The sequence below is a fragment of the Streptomyces sp. NPDC047981 genome (assembly GCF_040653315.1).
In the GTDB taxonomy this organism is placed as follows: domain Bacteria; phylum Actinomycetota; class Actinomycetes; order Streptomycetales; family Streptomycetaceae; genus Streptomyces.
On record NZ_JBEZNQ010000027.1, the window covers coordinates 24,649 to 40,077 of the forward strand.

Below are 15,429 nucleotides of genomic sequence, written 5' to 3' on the forward strand. Positions count from 1 at the left end.
GGGGACCTACGGCGTAGTAAGTCGTACGGGCGGCGGACGCCCAACCCTCCTAGCCTAAGCCATGGAGGGGTGGGCCTCCGCCAACCCTTTGCTTACCGAGAGACTCCGGTTATCCCGTTATTACGGGGATTACCAGGAGCTCTTGGTCACGCCCGGCAGCTCGCCACGGTGAGCCATCTCACGAAGGCACACGCGGCACAGGCCGAACTTGCGGTACACGGAGTGGGGACGACCGCAGCGCTGGCAGCGGGTGTACGCACGCACGCCGAACTTGGGCTTGCGGGCAGCCTTCGCGATGAGAGCCTTCTTCGCCATCTCGCTTACGCCTCCTTGAACGGGAAGCCGAGGTGACGGAGAAGGGCGCGGCCCTCAGCGTCGTTGGTCGCCGTGGTGACCACGGTGATGTCCATACCCCGGACACGGTCGATCTTGTCCTGGTCGATCTCGTGGAACATGACCTGCTCCGTGAGACCGAAGGTGTAGTTGCCACGCCCGTCGAACTGCTTGGGGGACAGACCACGGAAGTCGCGGATGCGCGGAAGCGCGAGCGACAGGGTGCGGTCCAGGAACTCCCACATGCGGTCGCCACGGAGGGTGACGTGCGCACCGATCGGCTGACCCTCACGCAGCTTGAACTGCGCGATGGACTTGCGGGCCTTGGTGACGGCCGGCTTCTGACCGGTGATCGTGGTGAGGTCGCGGATGGCGCCCTCGATCAGCTTGGAGTCGCGGGCGGCGTCGCCCACACCCATGTTGACCACGATCTTGACGAGGCCGGGGATCTGCATGACGTTCTCGTAGGAGAACTCCTCACGCAGCTTGCCCGCGATCTCCTCGCGGTACTTCGTCTTGAGACGCGGAGTGGTGGTGGTAGCCATCAGATGTCCTCACCCGTCCGCTTGGCAACGCGGATCTTGTTGCCCTCGTCGTCGAAGCGGTAACCGACGCGCGTGACGACCTTCTTGCCGTCCTTCTCCACGACCAGCTGGACGTTGGAGACGTGGACCGGAGCCTCGGTCGTGACGATGCCACCAGCCTGCGAGGGGCCGGCCTTGGTGTGCTTCTTGACCCGGTTGACACCCTCGACCAGGACGCGGTTCTCGGCGGGGAAGGCCGTGATGACCTTGCCCTGCTTGCCCTTGTCCTTACCGGTGATGACCTGGACCAGGTCGCCCTTCTTGATCTTCATGCTTACAGCACCTCCGGCGCGAGCGAGATGATCTTCATGAACTTCTTCTCGCGCAGCTCACGGCCGACGGGGCCGAAGATACGGGTGCCGCGAGGGTCGCCGTCGTTCTTGAGAATGACAGCGGCGTTCTCGTCGAAGCGGATGTACGAGCCGTCCTGGCGGCGGCGCTCCTTGACGGTGCGAACGATGACCGCCTTGACGACGTCACCCTTCTTCACGTTGCCACCGGGGATCGCGTCCTTGACGGTGGCGACGATGACGTCACCGATGCCCGCGTAGCGGCGACCGGAACCACCGAGAACACGGATGCAAAGGATCTCCTTGGCACCAGTGTTGTCGGCGACACGCAGTCGCGACTCCTGCTGGATCACGTCTATCTCCTGATTGTCTGCCGGTTCCCGGCAGGGGCACCGGAATGCCCCTGCCGAGCCTGGCGGAACGAACTCGAAGGGTTACCCCTTCAAGTGCTTACTTGGCCTTCTCGAGGATCTCGACGACGCGCCAGTGCTTCGTGGCGGACAGCTTCCGGGTCTCCATCAGGAGGACGCGGTCGCCGATGCCGGCAGCGTTGGTCTCGTCGTGAGCCTTGAGCTTGTTCGTACGGCGGATGACCTTGCCGTACAGCGCGTGCTTGACGCGGTCCTCGACAGCGACGACGACGGTCTTGTCCATCTTGTCGCTGACGACGAGGCCCTCGCGGACCTTGCGGGCGTTGCGCTCGCTGTTCTCAGTCACGTTGCTCTCGCTCATCAGGCGTTCTCCACCGTCTCGATGCCCAGCTCGCGCTCACGCATCAGGGTGTAGATCCGGGCGATGTCCTTACGGACGGACTTGAGCCGACCGTGGTTCTCGAGCTGGCCCGTCGCCGCCTGGAAGCGGAGGTTGAACAGCTCTTCCTTGGCCTCGCGGAGCTTGGCGACAAGCTCCTCGTTGCCCAGCTCGCGCAGCTCGGACGCCTTGGTACCGGCGGTCATCACAGCTCACCTGCTTCGCGCTTAACGATCTTGCACTTCATCGGCAGCTTGTGGGCCGCACGGGTCAGGGCCTCGCGCGCGATCTTCTCGTTCGGGTAGGACAGCTCGAACATCACCCGACCGGGCTTGACGTTCGCGATCCACCACTCCGGCGAACCCTTACCGGAACCCATGCGGGTCTCGGCAGGCTTCTTGGTCAGCGGACGGTCCGGGTAGATGTTGATCCAGACCTTGCCGCCACGCTTGATGTGGCGGGTCATCGCGATACGAGCCGCCTCGATCTGGCGGTTGGTCACGTACGCCGGAGTGAGGGCCTGAATGCCGTACTCGCCGAACGCAACCTGCGTACCACCCTTGGACATACCGCTGCGCTTCGGGTGGTGCTGCTTGCGGTGCTTGACCCTACGGGGGATCAGCATTTCGGTCAGGCCTCCGTTCCGGTGCTCTCAGCCGGAGCAGCGGCAGCAGCCTCGGCCTTGGGGGCCTCGGCGGCGGGAGCCGACTGCTGCGGCTTGCGGCCGCGACCGCCACGCTCGCCACCACGGCCACCGCGGCCGGCCGGGCGGTCAGCGCCGCCACGAGCCGGACGGTTGCCGGCGCGGGCTGCGGCGTTCTCGGCGCGAACCTCGGCGATGTTCTTGACGTCGCCCTTGTAGATCCAGACCTTCACGCCGATGCGGCCGAAGGTGGTCTTGGCCTCGAAGAAGCCGTACTCGACGTTCGCACGGAGCGTGTGCAGCGGCACACGACCCTCGCGGTAGAACTCCGAGCGGGACATCTCGGCGCCGCCGAGACGGCCACCACACTGGATCTTGATGCCCTTGGCGCCGGCCTTCATGGCGGACTGCATGCTCTTGCGCATGGCCCGACGGAAGGAGACGCGGGAGGACAGCTGCTCGGCCACGGCCTGGGCCACGAGCTGAGCGTCGACCTCGGGGTTCTTGACCTCGAGGATGTTCAGCTGGACCTGCTTGCCCGTGAGCTTCTCGAGGTCGCCGCGGATGCGGTCGGCCTCGGCGCCACGGCGGCCGATGACGATGCCGGGACGCGCGGTGTGGATGTCCACCCGCACGCGGTCACGGGTGCGCTCGATCTCAACCTTCGAGATGCCGGCGCGCTCCATGCCGGACGTCATCATCCGACGGATGGCGACGTCTTCCTTGACGTAGTCCTTGTACAGCTTGTCGGCGTACCAGCGGGACTTGAAGTCCGTGGTGATGCCGAGCCGGAACCCATGCGGGTTAACCTTCTGGCCCATTACCGGGTTCCTTCCTTGCTGCTGACGACCACGGTGATGTGGCTGGTCCGCTTACGGATCCGGTAGGCACGGCCCTGGGCACGCGGACGGAACCGCTTCAGGGTCGGGCCCTCATCCACGAACGCCTCGCTGATGTACAGCGAAGAGGCGTCACTGTGGTCGTAGTTGTGCGCGGCGTTGGCGATGGCGCTGTCCAGCACCTTGCCGACCGGCACGCTCGCGGCCTGCGGGGCGAAACGCAGGACCGCCTGAGCCTCCGTGGCATCCATGCCACGGATAAGGTCCACCACGCGGCGGGCCTTCATGGGCGTAACGCGGATGTACCGCGCCTGGGCCCTGGCTTCCATGGTTGTCCTTCCAGTGTCTGTCATGGTCATTCCACCCCGCTACTAGCGGCGCTTCGACTTCCGGTCGTCCTTGACGTGACCCCGGAAGGTGCGCGTCGGCGAGAACTCGCCGAGCTTGTGGCCGACCATCGACTCGGTGACAAACACCGGAATGTGGGTCTTGCCGTTGTGCACCGCGATCGTGTGGCCGAGCATGGCCGGGATGATCATCGAGCGACGGGACCAGGTCTTGATGACGTTCTTGGTGCCGGCTTCGTTCTGGGCGTCCACCTTCTTTACGAGGTGGTCGTCGACGAAGGGCCCCTTCTTGAGACTGCGCGGCATCTAAACCCGCTCCTAGCGCTTCTTGTTCGTCTTGCGGCGGCGGACGATGTACTTGTTCGAAGCCTTCTTCGGCGAACGAGTACGACCCTCCTTCTGACCCCACGGGGAGACCGGGTGGCGACCACCGGAGGTCTTGCCCTCACCACCACCGTGCGGGTGGTCAACCGGGTTCATCGCGACACCGCGGACGGTCGGGCGAACGCCCTTCCACCGCATACGGCCGGCCTTGCCCCAGTTGATGTTCGACTGCTCGGCGTTGCCGACCTCACCGACGGTCGCGCGGCAGCGCGCGTCGACCAGACGGATCTCACCGGAGGGCATACGAAGGTGGGCCATCGTGCCCTCCTTCGCGAGCAGCTGCACCGAGGCACCCGCGGAACGGGCGAACTTGGCGCCACCGCCGGGACGGAGCTCGATCGCGTGGATCGTGGTACCGACCGGGATGTTGCGGAGCGCGAGGTTGTTGCCCGGCTTGATGTCGGCGCCAGGGCCGTTCTCGATCCGGTCGCCCTGCTGCAGACCGCGCGGCGCGATGATGTAGCGCTTCTCGCCGTCGGCGTAGTGCAGCAGCGCGATGCGCGCGGTGCGGTTGGGGTCGTACTCGATGTGCGCGACCTTGGCCGGCACGCCGTCCTTGTCGTGACGACGGAAGTCGATCACGCGGTAGGCGCGCTTGTGTCCGCCACCCTGGTGGCGAACGGTCACACGACCGGCGTTGTTACGGCCGCCCTTGCTGTGCAGGGGGCGGACCAGCGACTTCTCCGGCGTGGACCGCGTGATCTCGACGAAGTCGGCTACGGAGGAGCCACGACGGCCCGGCGTAGTCGGCTTGTACTTGCGGATTCCCATTTCTCAGTCCTCGTCCGATTCCGGACGACTCGACCGCCGTCAGGCGGTCGGGCCGCCGAAGATGTCGATACGGTTGCCCTCGGCAAGGGTCACGATGGCGCGCTTGGTGTTGGCGCGCTTGCCGAAACCGGTGCGGGTGCGCTTGCGCTTGCCCTGACGGTTGATCGTGTTGACCCCGGTGACCTTGACCGAGAAGACCGCCTCGACGGCCTGCTTGATCTGGGTCTTGTTGGCGCCGGGCGCAACGATGAACGTGTACTTGTTCTCGTCGAGCAGCGCGTAGCTCTTCTCGGAAACAACCGGCTTGACGAGGATGTCACGCGGGTCCGTGAAGGTCTTGCTGGTGATCGTGGCCTCGGACATCAGGCCTCGCTCCCTTCGTTGTCAGCGGCCTTGGGGCCAGACACGAAGGACTCGAGGGCGGCCTGGGTGAAGACCACGTCGTCGGATCGCATCACGTCGTACGTGTTCAGCTGGCCCGGCTCCAGGATGTGGACCTGGGGCAGGTTGCGGGCGGACAGCCACGCGGCCTCGTCGGAGCGCTCGACGACCAGGAGCAGGTTCTTGCGCTCCGAGATCTTGCCGAACAGCGTCTTGGCGGCCTTGGTGGAGATGCCACCCTCGACCACGCCGGAGACGACGTGGATGCGGGAGTGGGTCGCCCGGTCGGAGAGGGCACCGCGGAGGGCGGCGGCCTTCATCTTCTTGGGGGTGCGCTGCGAGTAGTCACGCGGCACGGGACCGTGCACGACGCCACCACCGGCGAACTGCGGGGCGCGGGTCGAACCCTGACGGGCGCGGCCGGTGCCCTTCTGGCGGTAAGGCTTCTTGCCACCACCGCGGACCTCGCCACGCGTCTTGACCTTGTGCGTGCCCTGGCGGGCGGCAGCAAGCTGCGCGACGACGACCTGGTGGATCAGCGGGATGCTGACCTTGGCCTCGAAGATCTCGGCCGGGAGCTCGACGGTCCCGGTCTTGTCGCCGGAGGGCGACAGAATGTCAATGGTGCTCATATCCTCAGGCCCCCTTGGCCGCGGTGCGGACCAGGACGAGGCCGCCGTTCGGACCAGGAACCGCACCCTTGATCAGGAGCAGGCCCTTCTCCGCGTCAACGGCGTGAACGGTCAGGTTCTGGGTGGTCACGCGCTCGTTGCCCATGCGGCCGGCCATGCGCATGCCCTTGAAGACACGGCCCGGGGTGGCGCAGCCACCGATCGAACCGGGCTTGCGGTGCACGCGGTGGGCACCGTGCGAAGCCTTGCCACCACGGAAGTTGTGGCGCTTCATGACACCGGCGAAGCCCTTGCCCTTGCTCTTACCGGTGACGTCGACCTTCACGCCGGCCTCGAAGACCTCGGCGGTGATCTCCTGGCCGAGCGTGTACTCGGAGGCGTCAGCGGTGCGGAGCTCCACCAGGTGGCGGCGCGGGGTGACGTCGGCCTTGGCGAAGTGACCCTTGAGGGGCTTGTTCACCTTGCGCGGGTCGATCTCGCCGAAGGCGATCTGGACCGACTCGTAGCCGTCGATGTCGTTCGTACGCACCTGGGTCACGACATTGGGGCCGGCCTTGACGACGGTCACCGGGACGACCCGGTTGTTCTCGTCCCAGACCTGCGTCATGCCGAGCTTCTCGCCCAGGATGCCCTTGATGTTCTTAGCCATCTCGCGCGTCACCTCAGAGCTTGATCTCGATGTCGACGCCCGCCGGCAGGTCGAGACGCATGAGCGAGTCAACCGTCTTCGGCGTGGGGTCGAGGATGTCGATGAGGCGCTTGTGCGTGCGCATCTCGAAGTGCTCGCGCGAGTCCTTGTACTTGTGCGGCGACTTGATGACGCAGTACACGTTCTTCTCAGTGGGCAGCGGCACCGGGCCCGCGACCGACGCACCAGTGCGGGTCACCGTCTCGACGATCTTCTTCGCCGAGGAGTCGATGACCTCGTGGTCGTAGGCCTTGAGCCGGATGCGGATCTTCTGTCCCGCCATGGCTACTCAGTAGTCCTTTGTCTAGTAACGCTCTGGTACTCGGGGGATCTCACGACTCCGCCTCCGACCCACGCGGTCGGGCGTGTCGCACTCCCTCTACGCAGAAATCCCTAGGGATCTCCCAACCAAGGGGGTGCGGTTCCCAGAACCGCGAAGCCGGGGGGCAGAACACCACCCGAGTGCCTGGCCGGCACCCCGCTGACGCTTCCCGGAAGATTCCCGTACGTCCGACCCGAGGGGTCGACGAGTACTGTGGGACTCGCTTCCGGTCCTCCCGACGGGAGGCGCGCAGCATCGGCACTCAACCGAGCAACCCCGACAGTCTGCCATACGGGACGCTGGGCTGGCCAATCGAGCCGGAGAGAATACCCCGGACGTGACGCAAGTCAAACGCCGACCCTCCGAGGGAGTCGGATCGGCGCTGATCGGGGGCCTGCGCGGGCCGTGGCCCCCTCCCGGACGGCTCACCCGGGCTCGGACGTACGCCGCGCGGGCACGGCCCAGGAGGCGGCTCCGAGCAGCAGCACCAGCAGGCACGGAACGGTCAGGACGGCGGCCGGCCGGACACCCTCGTGCAGCATCCAGGCGTCCAGCACCCCTCCCGCGAACATCGCTCCGATCGAGGCGAACCGCCGCCCCTCGTGGCGGGCGCCGGAACCGATGCGCGGGTCCGCGACATGCGGGAGACCGCCGAGGAACGCGGTCAGGGCCCGGGTGGAGAGCGTCGTCGGCACGTCGGGGACGCGGACCCGCAGGGTGGTGATGTTGCGGACCCCCATGGCGGCCGCGACGAAGGCGATCACCCCGAAGTGGTGCCCGCCCGCGGGCGCCGCCGGAGGCCCGTCGACCCCGGTACGCCAGGCGACGAGCGCCCCACCGCCCAGCAGCAGCCCCTCGGCGAGCAGCGCGGGAGCGAACCACCTGCGCTCACGGGCGTCCACACTCGACTCGAACAGCGACCCGAGCACCGCGCCGGCCACGAACCCGGCACAGGACACCCCGGCGGCGGCCGGCGAGAGCCCCGCGGCACCGGTGAGCGCGAACGCCAGCAGGAGCAGGTTCCCGGTCTGCATGGCGGTGAAGACCGGCCCGAGCGCGAGGAAGCTGACGGCCTCGATCATGCCGGTGGTCAGGGTGAGCACGACCATGATCGACGTGAGCGCCCGCCCGGGCCTGGGCTTCATACCCGGACCATAAGACGCGCCCGCTCACCCCGCCCGCCGACGGTCGCCTCCCCCTGTGCCAGGGTGGCGCCGGCCCGGGCAGGGCGCCGTCGCGGAGGAACTGAGGAAGGCGGACCACCGATGAATCCCGAGGGGGAACCGCTTCGCTTCGTCAAGCGGAGAACCGGCGGACACTTCCTGGACCACGGCCCCGTCGTCATGTCAGGGCCACCGGAGTACACACGTCGGACCCGCAAGCCCGTCCAGTACGTCACTGTGGCCGATGCCGACGGCACGGTGGTCGGCTACCTGTGGATCAACAACGAGGACGGTGCCGCGGGCTGGGTCCCCCGGTGGGGCGGCTCGTCCGACCGCCCGCAGTGGACGGCCGGTCTGCGCGAGGCCAAGGCTCTCGGCCTCACCCCGCTGGAGGCACTGACCCGGATGATCCAGGACCCACCCGGCTCCGGCAGCCAGGTGGTACCGGGTTCTCTCGCCGAGGCCCCGAACTCGGACTCGATCCGCCGCCTCGCCGGACATCCCCCCGCGGAACGCCCTCGGCGCGCGGCGACCGGGGCGATGCTCGGCCTGGCGCTCGGTGATGCCATGGGTCACCCCACCGAGTTCCTGACCATGGAGCGCATCACCTCCGCTTTCGGGCCCTGGCACACGATGGAGATGCCGCTGTCCGCGGGAGACGTCGTGCGGGTGACCGACGACACCCAGATGGCGCTGGCCGTCGGGGAAGCCCTGGCGGAAGTCACCACCAGCCCTCGCGAATCGGGCAGGGCCTGGGGAACACCGCAGACCGTCCCACCGGCTCAGGTCGAAGCGGCGCTACGAAGGCACTTCGTGACCTGGCTCCACGATCCCAACAACGACCGGGCCCCCGGCCAGACCTGCCTGGACGCCTGCGCCGCCCTCGAACGCGGCGTCCCGTGGCAGGACGCCACCGTCGTCCGGTCCAAGGGCTGCGGCGCGAACATGCGCGTGGCCCCCGTGGCCCTGGTACCCGGGCTGACGGCCGAACAGTGCTCGGGCATCGCCCAGCTGCAGGCGGCGATGACGCACGGCCACCCCACCGCGCTCGCCGCGAGCGACCTCACGGCCCATGCGATCCGGCTCCTCGCCCATGGCTGCGCCCTCGACGAGCTCCTCCCCCAACTGCGTCTCCACGCAGTGCAGTCGAGGCGGAAGTACCACGGCGACTGGCTCGGGGACCTGGCGAAGAAGGCAGGGGCACCCGACCCCGTCACGTTCATCGCGTTCGGCTGGGACGAATGCCTGCGCGCCCTCGACAAGGTGACCGACGCGCTGCGCGACCCGGACGTGGACAGGGACCCCTGCGAAGCCGTCGGCCCCGGCTGGATCGCCGAAGAGGCCCTCGCGACCGCTCTGTACTGCTTCCTTCTCGTCGGCGGCCACGCGCGTGAGGCGATCCGGCGCGGAGCGCACTCGTCCGGAGACTCCGATTCGATCGCGGCCCTCGCCGGCGCCTTCGCCGGAGCGAAGCACGGTCCCGGGCAGTGGCTGCCCGAATGGACCGAGGTGCTGGAGTACGACGACCGCATCCGCGCTCTCGGGCGGCTCTGGGACTGACGACCGACGTCCGAGTGAGCCGTCCGTACCGCGGGCACTCGCCCCACGTGCACACCAGCGACGAGATCTATCACCGGGTGCTGTGGGACGACCGCTTCGACCCCGACCGGTTCGTGATGGGGATCCACGAGCGGGGGACGGAGGTGCCGGCGCGGGTCGCGCTCGGTGACTTCGTGCCCGGTGGGGAGGTTCCCTGGCATCGGGTGGTGTTCTTCGAGGTCGACGGGCAGGTCGTCTGGGACCGGGCCACCGGGGTCGACCGGCTCGATGCCGTGCTGCCGCCCCGGGTCGAGGGGCCCGTTCCGCCCGGGGAGGTGCTCGCCGTGCCGCCGACCGGGCGGACCGCCGTCGCGTGGATACCGCCCCGCCCGCTGTGGCCCGCCATCCAGCACGTGCGGCGCGAGCACGACCGGCAGATCCACCGGTGGCCGCCGCACGTGAACGTGCTCTTCGGCTTCGTACCGGAGGCGGACTTCGAGCGGGCGGCACCGCTCGTCGCTGCGGCGGCGCGGGAGGTGCCGCCGTTCCGGGCGCGCCTGGAGGGCGTCCACTGGTTCGGGCACCGTGAGGACGCGACCGTATGGCTCGACCCGTGCGCGGACGGCGAGGAGCCGTGGGCGCGGCTGCGGGCCGGCCTGGAGGCCCGGTTCCCGTTGTGCGGGGACCGGGCCAGAGGGTTCACCCCGCACCTCTCCCTCGGCCGCAGCCGCGACCCGCACGCTCTCGCCACGACCGCCGAGGCTCTCATCGGCGGGGTGACGGCGCGGGTCAGGGACGTCGTACTGCTGTCCCGGAGGGAGGACGGGCCCATGCGGGTCCGGGTGACCGTCGCGCTCGGGAGCGGTCGGACCGTGGCCGGCGCGGATACGTAGCCGGGCTCGACCCGCTCAGCTGCGCGTGAGTCTTCCGCACTCCTGCGGGAGGTCGCCGAGGTCCTTGCTCCGGTCGTACGGGTCCGAGGCCGGGCCCGAGCCCGGGCCCGGCGACGCCTTGAGGTCCTCGCCGAACAGCGGGTGGAAGAACCCGTCCGTCGGACCCTCGCAGTCGCTGTTGCCGACGCTCGAACGCATGCTGCTCACCGACAACTTGCCCTTGGTCACCCGGTACACGGCCGGGTCGGGCAGGGCGAAGGTGATCTCGCGGCGGGCGATCGTACGCGCGACCTCGTCGGCGCCCGGCCGCGCCTTCACCACGGGGTAGACGAAGGTGTAGTCCGTCTGGATCAGGACGTGGTTCGCGTACGCGCCCTTGCCGACGGACAGGGTCATCCGGCCCCGGGTCTTCACGACGGACCCCACGAGCTTCGCCTCGGCCGGGCTGAACCGGCTGAACAGGTGGGTGGGGTCGTTCTTCTCGGTGGCCCTGGTCAGGCCCTTCTCCATGCCGGAGCGGACATCGGGCTGACGCGGGTCGAGCAGTGCCAGGGCCGCCGTCGGCCGGCCGCCGTCGACGACGGCCGGGTCGAGGTTGGCGGCGACGAGGAACTCCTTCGCCGTCCTGAGCGCGGCAGCGACCTCGTCCTTCGACATCCAGCCCATGGCCTCGGCGCGCGGCGTCTCGATCCCGGCGGCCCCGTCGGCCCACCGCAGCGCGGGGGACCCGCGGAACGGCTCGCGCAGGGTCGGCTCGTCAGGCAACGCCTCCTCGGACGGCGCCGCGGTCGGGCGCGCGCTCTCGGCCGCCAGCGGCGTGGTGTCCCCCGGGCCCCCGAGCCCCTCGGGCAGATGGTCGGTGACCAGCTCGGGGCGGAGGGCGACGAGGAGTACGGCAAGGGCGACGGCGAAGCCCGCGACCCCCTTCACCTGGCGCCCGCGGTGACGCCGCCCGTTCCTCTCCTGCCACGCCGGGCCGGTGCGCCAGCCCGCGGGCTCCCCGGCCGGCTCCCGTGCGGTCTCCCGCTCCTGCTCCCGCTCCCGTACGGGATCGGGGCGCGCGGGCCTGGCCTTTCGGCCGCGCGCCGTCCAGCGCGTGCCCCCGCCCGTGTCGATCCCGTCCTGCTTCGCCGCCTCGACGAACGCGGCCCACTCCTCGTCGGAGACCGGCCTGTCTTTCTCGCTCACGTTTCCCACCCCTGATCATGTGTGCGGACAGGAGCGTGCCACGACAGCCGGTGGGGCGTGTGCGCGGGACGAGGTCGGTGATCTTGCTGTGACCTGCCCGTTCAGCCTCGTTCACCCTTCACGCACAGGAGCGAATTCGCACGCAACCTCCCTCTTCGAAAACCCGTCTAGCCAGTCGCGGATGTGGGCCTCCACCAGGCCCCCCGTGAATTCCAGGGCACGTGCGGGCAGTACGGGGGAAAAGAACAGTGGACGGTTTCGAGCTGCTCAGGTCCGGGCTGCTCCGGCGGCGCCGGGTTCTCGCGGCCGGCGCCGCACTCGGTGCGGCGCTCGGTGGCACCGCGCTCGCCGGATGTTCCGTGCCCGAACCGCCCCGCAGGAAGCAGCCCGTCGCCGATCCCGCGCCGGGGGTGCCGATCATCAGCACCCGCCGCGAGCAGCTCATGCAGTTCGCCGCACACCCGGACGACGACCTGTACTTCATGAACCCGGACACCCAGCGCATGCTCGACTCCGGGGTTCCGCTGGTCTCCGTCTATGTCACGGCCGGCGAGCACACCGGCGTGAACCGGATCAAGGGCATGCCCCCGGCGAAGCCCGACCGGGCCGCCTACTCGTCCTCGCGTCATCAGGGGCTGCGCCAGGCGTACGCGACCCTCCTCGGGCTCGACAAGTTCACCCCCTGGCAGAAGGGCGTCACCACCCTCCACGGCGGGCGGCGCGCCGAGATCAACACGCTCATCAACGGCGGCCGCCGGGTCGAGCTGATCTTCCTCAACCTGCCCGAGCACGCGCCCCGGCGCTATATGGCCCTGGTCAACCTCTGGAAGGACCGCGCGCTCGAACTGCGCACGCACATGCCCGCCGGCTCCCCCGTCGACCGGCCCGACACCTACGACCACAACCAGCTGATCGACGTCCTGGTCGGCCTCCTCGACCGCTACCGGCCGACCGTCGTGCACACCCTCGACCCGGACCCCGACATACAGATCAGCAGCGAGGCCGCCCGCAAGAAGGACGCCGAGCAGCCCGGCTACTCCGACCACGGCGTCCACACCGCGGTCGCCGAGTTCTGCTGGACCGCGCTGATCCGCTGGGTCGCCGACGCCCAGCAGGGCTCGGGGCAGATACCGGCGTTCGTGGCGACCGCCTTCCGCGGCTACTACAACCGGCACTGGCCCAAGAACCTGCCCGCGCAGGTCCTCAACGAGAAGGCCGGCCATCTCTTCAACTACGGCGGCAACCCCGCCTGGGAGTGCGGCAACCCCTCCGGCTGCGGCGACTACGGCATCGGCGGCGGCAGCCCCCTGAGGCAGGCCAAGGGCTGGGTGCGCGCCACCCACTACCGCTGGCCCGGCGCGGGACCGGCCGTCGTCACCCGGCCCGACGGGCGGCTCGACGCGTACGGGGTGCTGGGGCTGCGCGCGGTCCGCTGGCGGGAGACGGAACGCGGCACCGGACTGTGGGGCGAGCCCACGGACCTGGGCGGCGGCCCGCTCGCACCCGCGCTCGGCTCGGCGACCCTGCCCGACGGCCGGGTCCTGCTCTTCGGGGTGCGGTTCGCCGCCTTCACCGGACGCGGCGGGCCGAACAAGCGAGAGGTCGTGCTGCTGGAGCAGCGTTCCCCCGACGGCCCGTTCCTCGCCTGGCGGGGCCTGGGCAACCCGGAGCGCAAGGACGACCGGGGCCGCCGGATAGGCGTGCCGGTCGCGGCCACCACCCCCGACGGCCGGGTCCACCTCTTCGTCCGCAACGCCGACAAGGGTGTGTCGACGCGCGTACGGTCCACCGACGGCACCTGGTCCCCGTGGCGGGTGCTGCCCGGCCGCGAGGAGATACAGGACGGGCTGGAGGTGGTGGTCGACGCCGAGGGGCGCGTCCACGTCCTGGCCACGAGCCGCAAGGCCGTCCAGCACTGGATCGACTCCGTCCCGGCCGCCCCGCTGCCGCTGGCCGGCGACCCGGTCGCCGCCGTGCCGGGCCAGGGCCGTACCGGCCTCGACGTGTACTACCGCAAGCCCGCCGCCAAGGAGCTGCTGTCGCAGCGGCGCGGCAACGCCTCCTTCGACGGGTACGGCCCGGTGACCGCGGCGGCCGACGCGGAGGGCACGGTCCTGCTCGGCCGGGACCTGCGCGGCCGCGTCCAGTTGCGCCGCGGCGGCCGGCTCTGGACCCGTACCCAGGGCGCGGCGGCCGTGCAGGAGCCGGCGCTGCGGCTGGTCCCGGGCGGCCCGGTCGCCGTCGGCCTGGGCGCGGACGCCCATCCGTGGGTGTGGCGCCCGGCACGGCGCTCCGGGGCGACCTCGCACTCGTGACCGAAGACGGTACGCACATCGAAGAGGGCCCCCGCTCCGCCGTTCACGGCGGGCCGGGGGCCCTCTTCGATGTTCTGTGGCGGCTGTCCTGTCAGGCCGCGGGCAGCCCGCCGAGGTTCCGGGCCGCACGACCGTGCAGCGCGATACCGGCGGAGACCGAGACGTTGAGCGACTCGGCGGCGGGGTTCATGGGGATGGAGACCGATTCGGCGGCGCCGCCCGCGAACTCGTCCGAGGGCCCCGTCTTCTCGCTGCCGAACATGAGCACGATGCGCTCGTCGATGCCGCCGAGGTCCCCGACCGTGAGGCGGCCGTCGGCCTCGAAGACCATGGTCCGCATCCCGCTGTCGCGGACGTGCTGGAGTGCCTCGTCCCGCGTGGCGAGGACGATGGGCAGGGAGAAGACGTAACCCCTGCTGGCCCGGATCAGACGGCGATCCGCGATGGTGGGGAGATCGCTGTCCACGAGGACGATGCCGGAGGCGCCCAGGGCGAAGGCGGTCCGCACGATGGCGCCGATGTTGCCGACGATCTTCACGCCGTCCAGGACGACGATGTCGCCCTTCAGATCGGCCAGGTCCGCGAAGCGGCCGGGCCGCGGCACCTTGGCGATACCGAAAGCCTTGGGCTTCTTCTCGGTCTTGAACACCTGATTGGCGATCGCGGACGCGAGCAGCCGGACCGGAATTCCCCGCTTCTCGCAGGCGGCCGTCAGCTCGCCCGGCAGGGGTGTGGTCTCGATGCCGTAGACCTCGATGAACTCCACTCCTGCGTGAATGCTCTGCAGAAGGGGTTCGATGTCCTCGATGAGCACGGTCCGGACGACCGACCTCGAATGCTTGGTGACATCGATGATGCGCTGCACCGCAGGGTCGGAACGTTCGATAATCACATCAGGATTGTCCACCGTGCAGACGCTAGCACAATCCGGGCGGGCTACGGCGCCCCGCCCTCCAGGGCGACACCCAGGCCGGCCAGCGTCTCGTGCACGCTCTTCCCTTCGGCGATCGCCTCGATCCCGAATCCCCCGACCGACGTGGGGGGATAGCCGATGAGGTCGATCACCTTGCTGACCTTGTAGAGGGCGGGCATCTGATCAGCCCTGTCCCAGAGGTAGACCGCTCCCCACAACTGCCGTTCGGTGTCCGAGAACCACGCCTTGAGGCGCATCCCCTCCAGGGTGGAGTAGGCGTCCACCGCGTAGTCCCGCAGATATTCCCGGAGGCTCTCCACCGTCGCTTCCGACTTCTTCAGGTCCCACATGACGATCGACAGGTACATAGCTTCGAACTCCTTGTTGGCAAACATGATTGACGGGATCGGAATTCATGACTCCGGATCAGGTGGGCCGACACCGTAACCGGCGG

21 protein-coding genes and 1 pseudogene are annotated in these 15,429 nt (G+C 69.2%); 3 read left to right on the forward strand and 19 right to left on the reverse strand.

All coding sequences use genetic code 11. The features are described 5' to 3' along the window. Positions 1-129: 129 nt before the first annotated feature. The 16 genes from AB0E14_RS17915 to AB0E14_RS17990 all read right to left on the reverse strand — a co-directional run bounded on the left by AB0E14_RS17915 (position 130) and on the right by AB0E14_RS17990 (position 8,109). Complete coding sequence (locus AB0E14_RS17915; RefSeq protein ID WP_003956452.1) at positions 130-315, reverse strand: type Z 30S ribosomal protein S14; 186 nt, start codon at positions 313-315, stop codon at positions 130-132. A gap of 5 nt (positions 316-320) precedes the next feature. Beyond that, positions 321-878, reverse strand: coding sequence for a 50S ribosomal protein L5 (gene rplE, locus AB0E14_RS17920; protein WP_030788262.1), 558 nt, complete (start codon positions 876-878; stop codon positions 321-323). Further along, a complete protein-coding gene (gene rplX, locus AB0E14_RS17925) occupies positions 878-1,189 on the reverse strand; it encodes a 50S ribosomal protein L24 (protein ID WP_041130777.1) in 312 nt (103 codons plus the stop codon). Before rplX ends, rplE begins: the two co-directional genes overlap by 1 nt. 2 nt (positions 1,190-1,191) lie before the next feature. Next, a complete protein-coding gene (rplN, locus tag AB0E14_RS17930) occupies positions 1,192-1,560 on the reverse strand; it encodes a 50S ribosomal protein L14 (protein ID WP_003956455.1) in 369 nt (122 codons plus the stop codon). Between the two features lie 97 nt (positions 1,561-1,657). Continuing rightward, positions 1,658-1,939 (reverse strand): 30S ribosomal protein S17, encoded by a 282-nt coding sequence (gene rpsQ / locus AB0E14_RS17935; protein ID WP_362013647.1) that lies wholly within the window; start codon positions 1,937-1,939, stop codon positions 1,658-1,660. Continuing rightward, positions 1,939-2,163 carry a 50S ribosomal protein L29 gene (gene rpmC / locus AB0E14_RS17940; protein ID WP_361445390.1) on the reverse strand — a complete coding sequence of 75 codons (225 nt, stop codon included), beginning with the start codon at positions 2,161-2,163 and terminating at the stop codon, positions 1,939-1,941. The genes rpsQ and rpmC overlap by 1 nt, the downstream gene beginning before the upstream one ends. Continuing rightward, positions 2,163-2,582, reverse strand: coding sequence for a 50S ribosomal protein L16 (gene rplP, locus AB0E14_RS17945; RefSeq protein WP_015035580.1), 420 nt, complete (start codon positions 2,580-2,582; stop codon positions 2,163-2,165). Before rplP ends, rpmC begins: the two co-directional genes overlap by 1 nt. Positions 2,583-2,587: 5 nt before the next feature. After that, a complete protein-coding gene (gene rpsC / locus AB0E14_RS17950) occupies positions 2,588-3,421 on the reverse strand; it encodes a 30S ribosomal protein S3 (protein WP_137993934.1) in 834 nt (277 codons plus the stop codon). Beyond that, positions 3,421-3,768 carry a 50S ribosomal protein L22 gene (gene rplV / locus AB0E14_RS17955; protein ID WP_041662774.1) on the reverse strand — a complete coding sequence of 116 codons (348 nt, stop codon included), beginning with the start codon at positions 3,766-3,768 and terminating at the stop codon, positions 3,421-3,423. Before rplV ends, rpsC begins: the two co-directional genes overlap by 1 nt. Before the next feature lie 42 nt (positions 3,769-3,810). Further along, the gene (rpsS, locus tag AB0E14_RS17960; protein WP_019888752.1) at positions 3,811-4,092 is read right to left on the reverse strand and encodes a 30S ribosomal protein S19; all 282 of its coding nucleotides are present in this window, start codon (positions 4,090-4,092) and stop codon (positions 3,811-3,813) included. Positions 4,093-4,104: 12 nt separating this feature from the next. Beyond that, positions 4,105-4,941 (reverse strand): 50S ribosomal protein L2, encoded by an 837-nt coding sequence (gene rplB / locus AB0E14_RS17965; RefSeq protein WP_362418262.1) that lies wholly within the window; start codon positions 4,939-4,941, stop codon positions 4,105-4,107. Between the two features lie 39 nt (positions 4,942-4,980). After that, complete coding sequence (gene rplW / locus AB0E14_RS17970) at positions 4,981-5,304, reverse strand: 50S ribosomal protein L23 (protein WP_352188385.1); 324 nt, start codon at positions 5,302-5,304, stop codon at positions 4,981-4,983. Continuing rightward, on the reverse strand, positions 5,304-5,954 hold the full coding sequence (gene rplD, locus AB0E14_RS17975; protein ID WP_352188384.1) for a 50S ribosomal protein L4: 651 nt from the start codon (positions 5,952-5,954) through the stop codon (positions 5,304-5,306). Before rplD ends, rplW begins: the two co-directional genes overlap by 1 nt. A gap of 4 nt (positions 5,955-5,958) precedes the next feature. Beyond that, complete coding sequence (gene rplC, locus AB0E14_RS17980; protein ID WP_361965481.1) at positions 5,959-6,603, reverse strand: 50S ribosomal protein L3; 645 nt, start codon at positions 6,601-6,603, stop codon at positions 5,959-5,961. A gap of 13 nt (positions 6,604-6,616) precedes the next feature. Next, on the reverse strand, positions 6,617-6,925 hold the full coding sequence (rpsJ, locus tag AB0E14_RS17985; RefSeq protein WP_003948644.1) for a 30S ribosomal protein S10: 309 nt from the start codon (positions 6,923-6,925) through the stop codon (positions 6,617-6,619). A 464-nt stretch (positions 6,926-7,389) separates the two neighbouring features. Then, positions 7,390-8,109: a YoaK family protein gene (locus AB0E14_RS17990; RefSeq protein WP_362418265.1), complete on the reverse strand. Its 720-nt coding sequence runs from the start codon at positions 8,107-8,109 to the stop codon at positions 7,390-7,392. A 558-nt stretch (positions 8,110-8,667) separates the two neighbouring features. On the opposite strand from AB0E14_RS17990, the gene AB0E14_RS17995 reads away from it, so the two are divergent. Both AB0E14_RS17995 and AB0E14_RS18000 read left to right on the forward strand, forming a co-directional pair. Beyond that, positions 8,668-9,687: an ADP-ribosylglycohydrolase family protein gene (locus AB0E14_RS17995; protein ID WP_362418423.1), complete on the forward strand. Its 1,020-nt coding sequence runs from the start codon at positions 8,668-8,670 to the stop codon at positions 9,685-9,687. A gap of 47 nt (positions 9,688-9,734) precedes the next feature. Further along, positions 9,735-10,532 (forward strand): annotated as a pseudogene (locus AB0E14_RS18000) (RNA repair domain-containing protein); the annotation flags it as partial. A 42-nt stretch (positions 10,533-10,574) separates the two neighbouring features. On the opposite strand, the gene AB0E14_RS18005 reads toward AB0E14_RS18000, so the two are convergent. Continuing rightward, positions 10,575-11,747: a hypothetical protein gene (locus AB0E14_RS18005; protein ID WP_362418268.1), complete on the reverse strand. Its 1,173-nt coding sequence runs from the start codon at positions 11,745-11,747 to the stop codon at positions 10,575-10,577. Positions 11,748-11,995: 248 nt separating this feature from the next. Here AB0E14_RS18005 and AB0E14_RS18010 point away from each other — a divergent pair, with 248 nt between their 5' ends. Continuing rightward, positions 11,996-14,062, forward strand: a complete 2,067-nt coding sequence (locus AB0E14_RS18010) for a PIG-L family deacetylase (protein ID WP_362418271.1) — start codon at positions 11,996-11,998, stop codon at positions 14,060-14,062. Positions 14,063-14,153: 91 nt separating this feature from the next. Here AB0E14_RS18010 and nshR read toward each other — a convergent pair whose 3' ends face one another. Both nshR and AB0E14_RS18020 read right to left on the reverse strand, forming a co-directional pair. Beyond that, positions 14,154-14,954 carry an NshR/TsnR family 23S rRNA methyltransferase gene (gene nshR, locus AB0E14_RS18015; RefSeq protein ID WP_362418274.1) on the reverse strand — a complete coding sequence of 267 codons (801 nt, stop codon included), beginning with the start codon at positions 14,952-14,954 and terminating at the stop codon, positions 14,154-14,156. A 44-nt stretch (positions 14,955-14,998) separates the two neighbouring features. After that, positions 14,999-15,343, reverse strand: coding sequence for a hypothetical protein (locus AB0E14_RS18020; RefSeq protein ID WP_362418276.1), 345 nt, complete (start codon positions 15,341-15,343; stop codon positions 14,999-15,001). Between the last annotated feature and the right edge of the window lie 86 nt (positions 15,344-15,429).

Excerpts from the sequence above, each read along its gene's own strand:
- AB0E14_RS17990 (WP_362418265.1), bottom strand. The coding sequence starts at position 8,109 with ATGAAGCCCAGGCCCGGGCGGGCGCTCACGTCGATCATGGTCGTGCTC.
- rplX (WP_041130777.1), bottom strand. The coding sequence starts at position 1,189 with ATGAAGATCAAGAAGGGCGACCTGGTCCAGGTCATCACCGGTAAGGAC.
- AB0E14_RS17995 (WP_362418423.1), top strand. The coding sequence starts at position 8,668 with ATGCTCGGCCTGGCGCTCGGTGATGCCATGGGTCACCCCACCGAGTTC.
- rpmC (WP_361445390.1), bottom strand. The coding sequence starts at position 2,163 with ATGACCGCCGGTACCAAGGCGTCCGAGCTGCGCGAGCTGGGCAACGAG.
- rpsJ (WP_003948644.1), bottom strand. The coding sequence starts at position 6,925 with ATGGCGGGACAGAAGATCCGCATCCGGCTCAAGGCCTACGACCACGAG.
- rpsC (WP_137993934.1), bottom strand. The coding sequence starts at position 3,421 with ATGGGCCAGAAGGTTAACCCGCATGGGTTCCGGCTCGGCATCACCACG.
- rplE (WP_030788262.1), bottom strand. The coding sequence starts at position 878 with ATGGCTACCACCACCACTCCGCGTCTCAAGACGAAGTACCGCGAGGAG.
- rplB (WP_362418262.1), bottom strand. The coding sequence starts at position 4,941 with ATGGGAATCCGCAAGTACAAGCCGACTACGCCGGGCCGTCGTGGCTCC.
- rplP (WP_015035580.1), bottom strand. The coding sequence starts at position 2,582 with ATGCTGATCCCCCGTAGGGTCAAGCACCGCAAGCAGCACCACCCGAAG.
- rplD (WP_352188384.1), bottom strand. The coding sequence starts at position 5,954 with ATGAGCACCATTGACATTCTGTCGCCCTCCGGCGACAAGACCGGGACC.
- rpsS (WP_019888752.1), bottom strand. The coding sequence starts at position 4,092 with ATGCCGCGCAGTCTCAAGAAGGGGCCCTTCGTCGACGACCACCTCGTA.
- rplV (WP_041662774.1), bottom strand. The coding sequence starts at position 3,768 with ATGGAAGCCAGGGCCCAGGCGCGGTACATCCGCGTTACGCCCATGAAG.
- rplC (WP_361965481.1), bottom strand. The coding sequence starts at position 6,603 with ATGGCTAAGAACATCAAGGGCATCCTGGGCGAGAAGCTCGGCATGACG.
- AB0E14_RS18020 (WP_362418276.1), bottom strand. The coding sequence starts at position 15,343 with ATGTACCTGTCGATCGTCATGTGGGACCTGAAGAAGTCGGAAGCGACG.
- rplW (WP_352188385.1), bottom strand. The coding sequence starts at position 5,304 with ATGTCCGAGGCCACGATCACCAGCAAGACCTTCACGGACCCGCGTGAC.
- AB0E14_RS17915 (WP_003956452.1), bottom strand. The coding sequence starts at position 315 with ATGGCGAAGAAGGCTCTCATCGCGAAGGCTGCCCGCAAGCCCAAGTTC.
- rpsQ (WP_362013647.1), bottom strand. The coding sequence starts at position 1,939 with ATGAGCGAGAGCAACGTGACTGAGAACAGCGAGCGCAACGCCCGCAAG.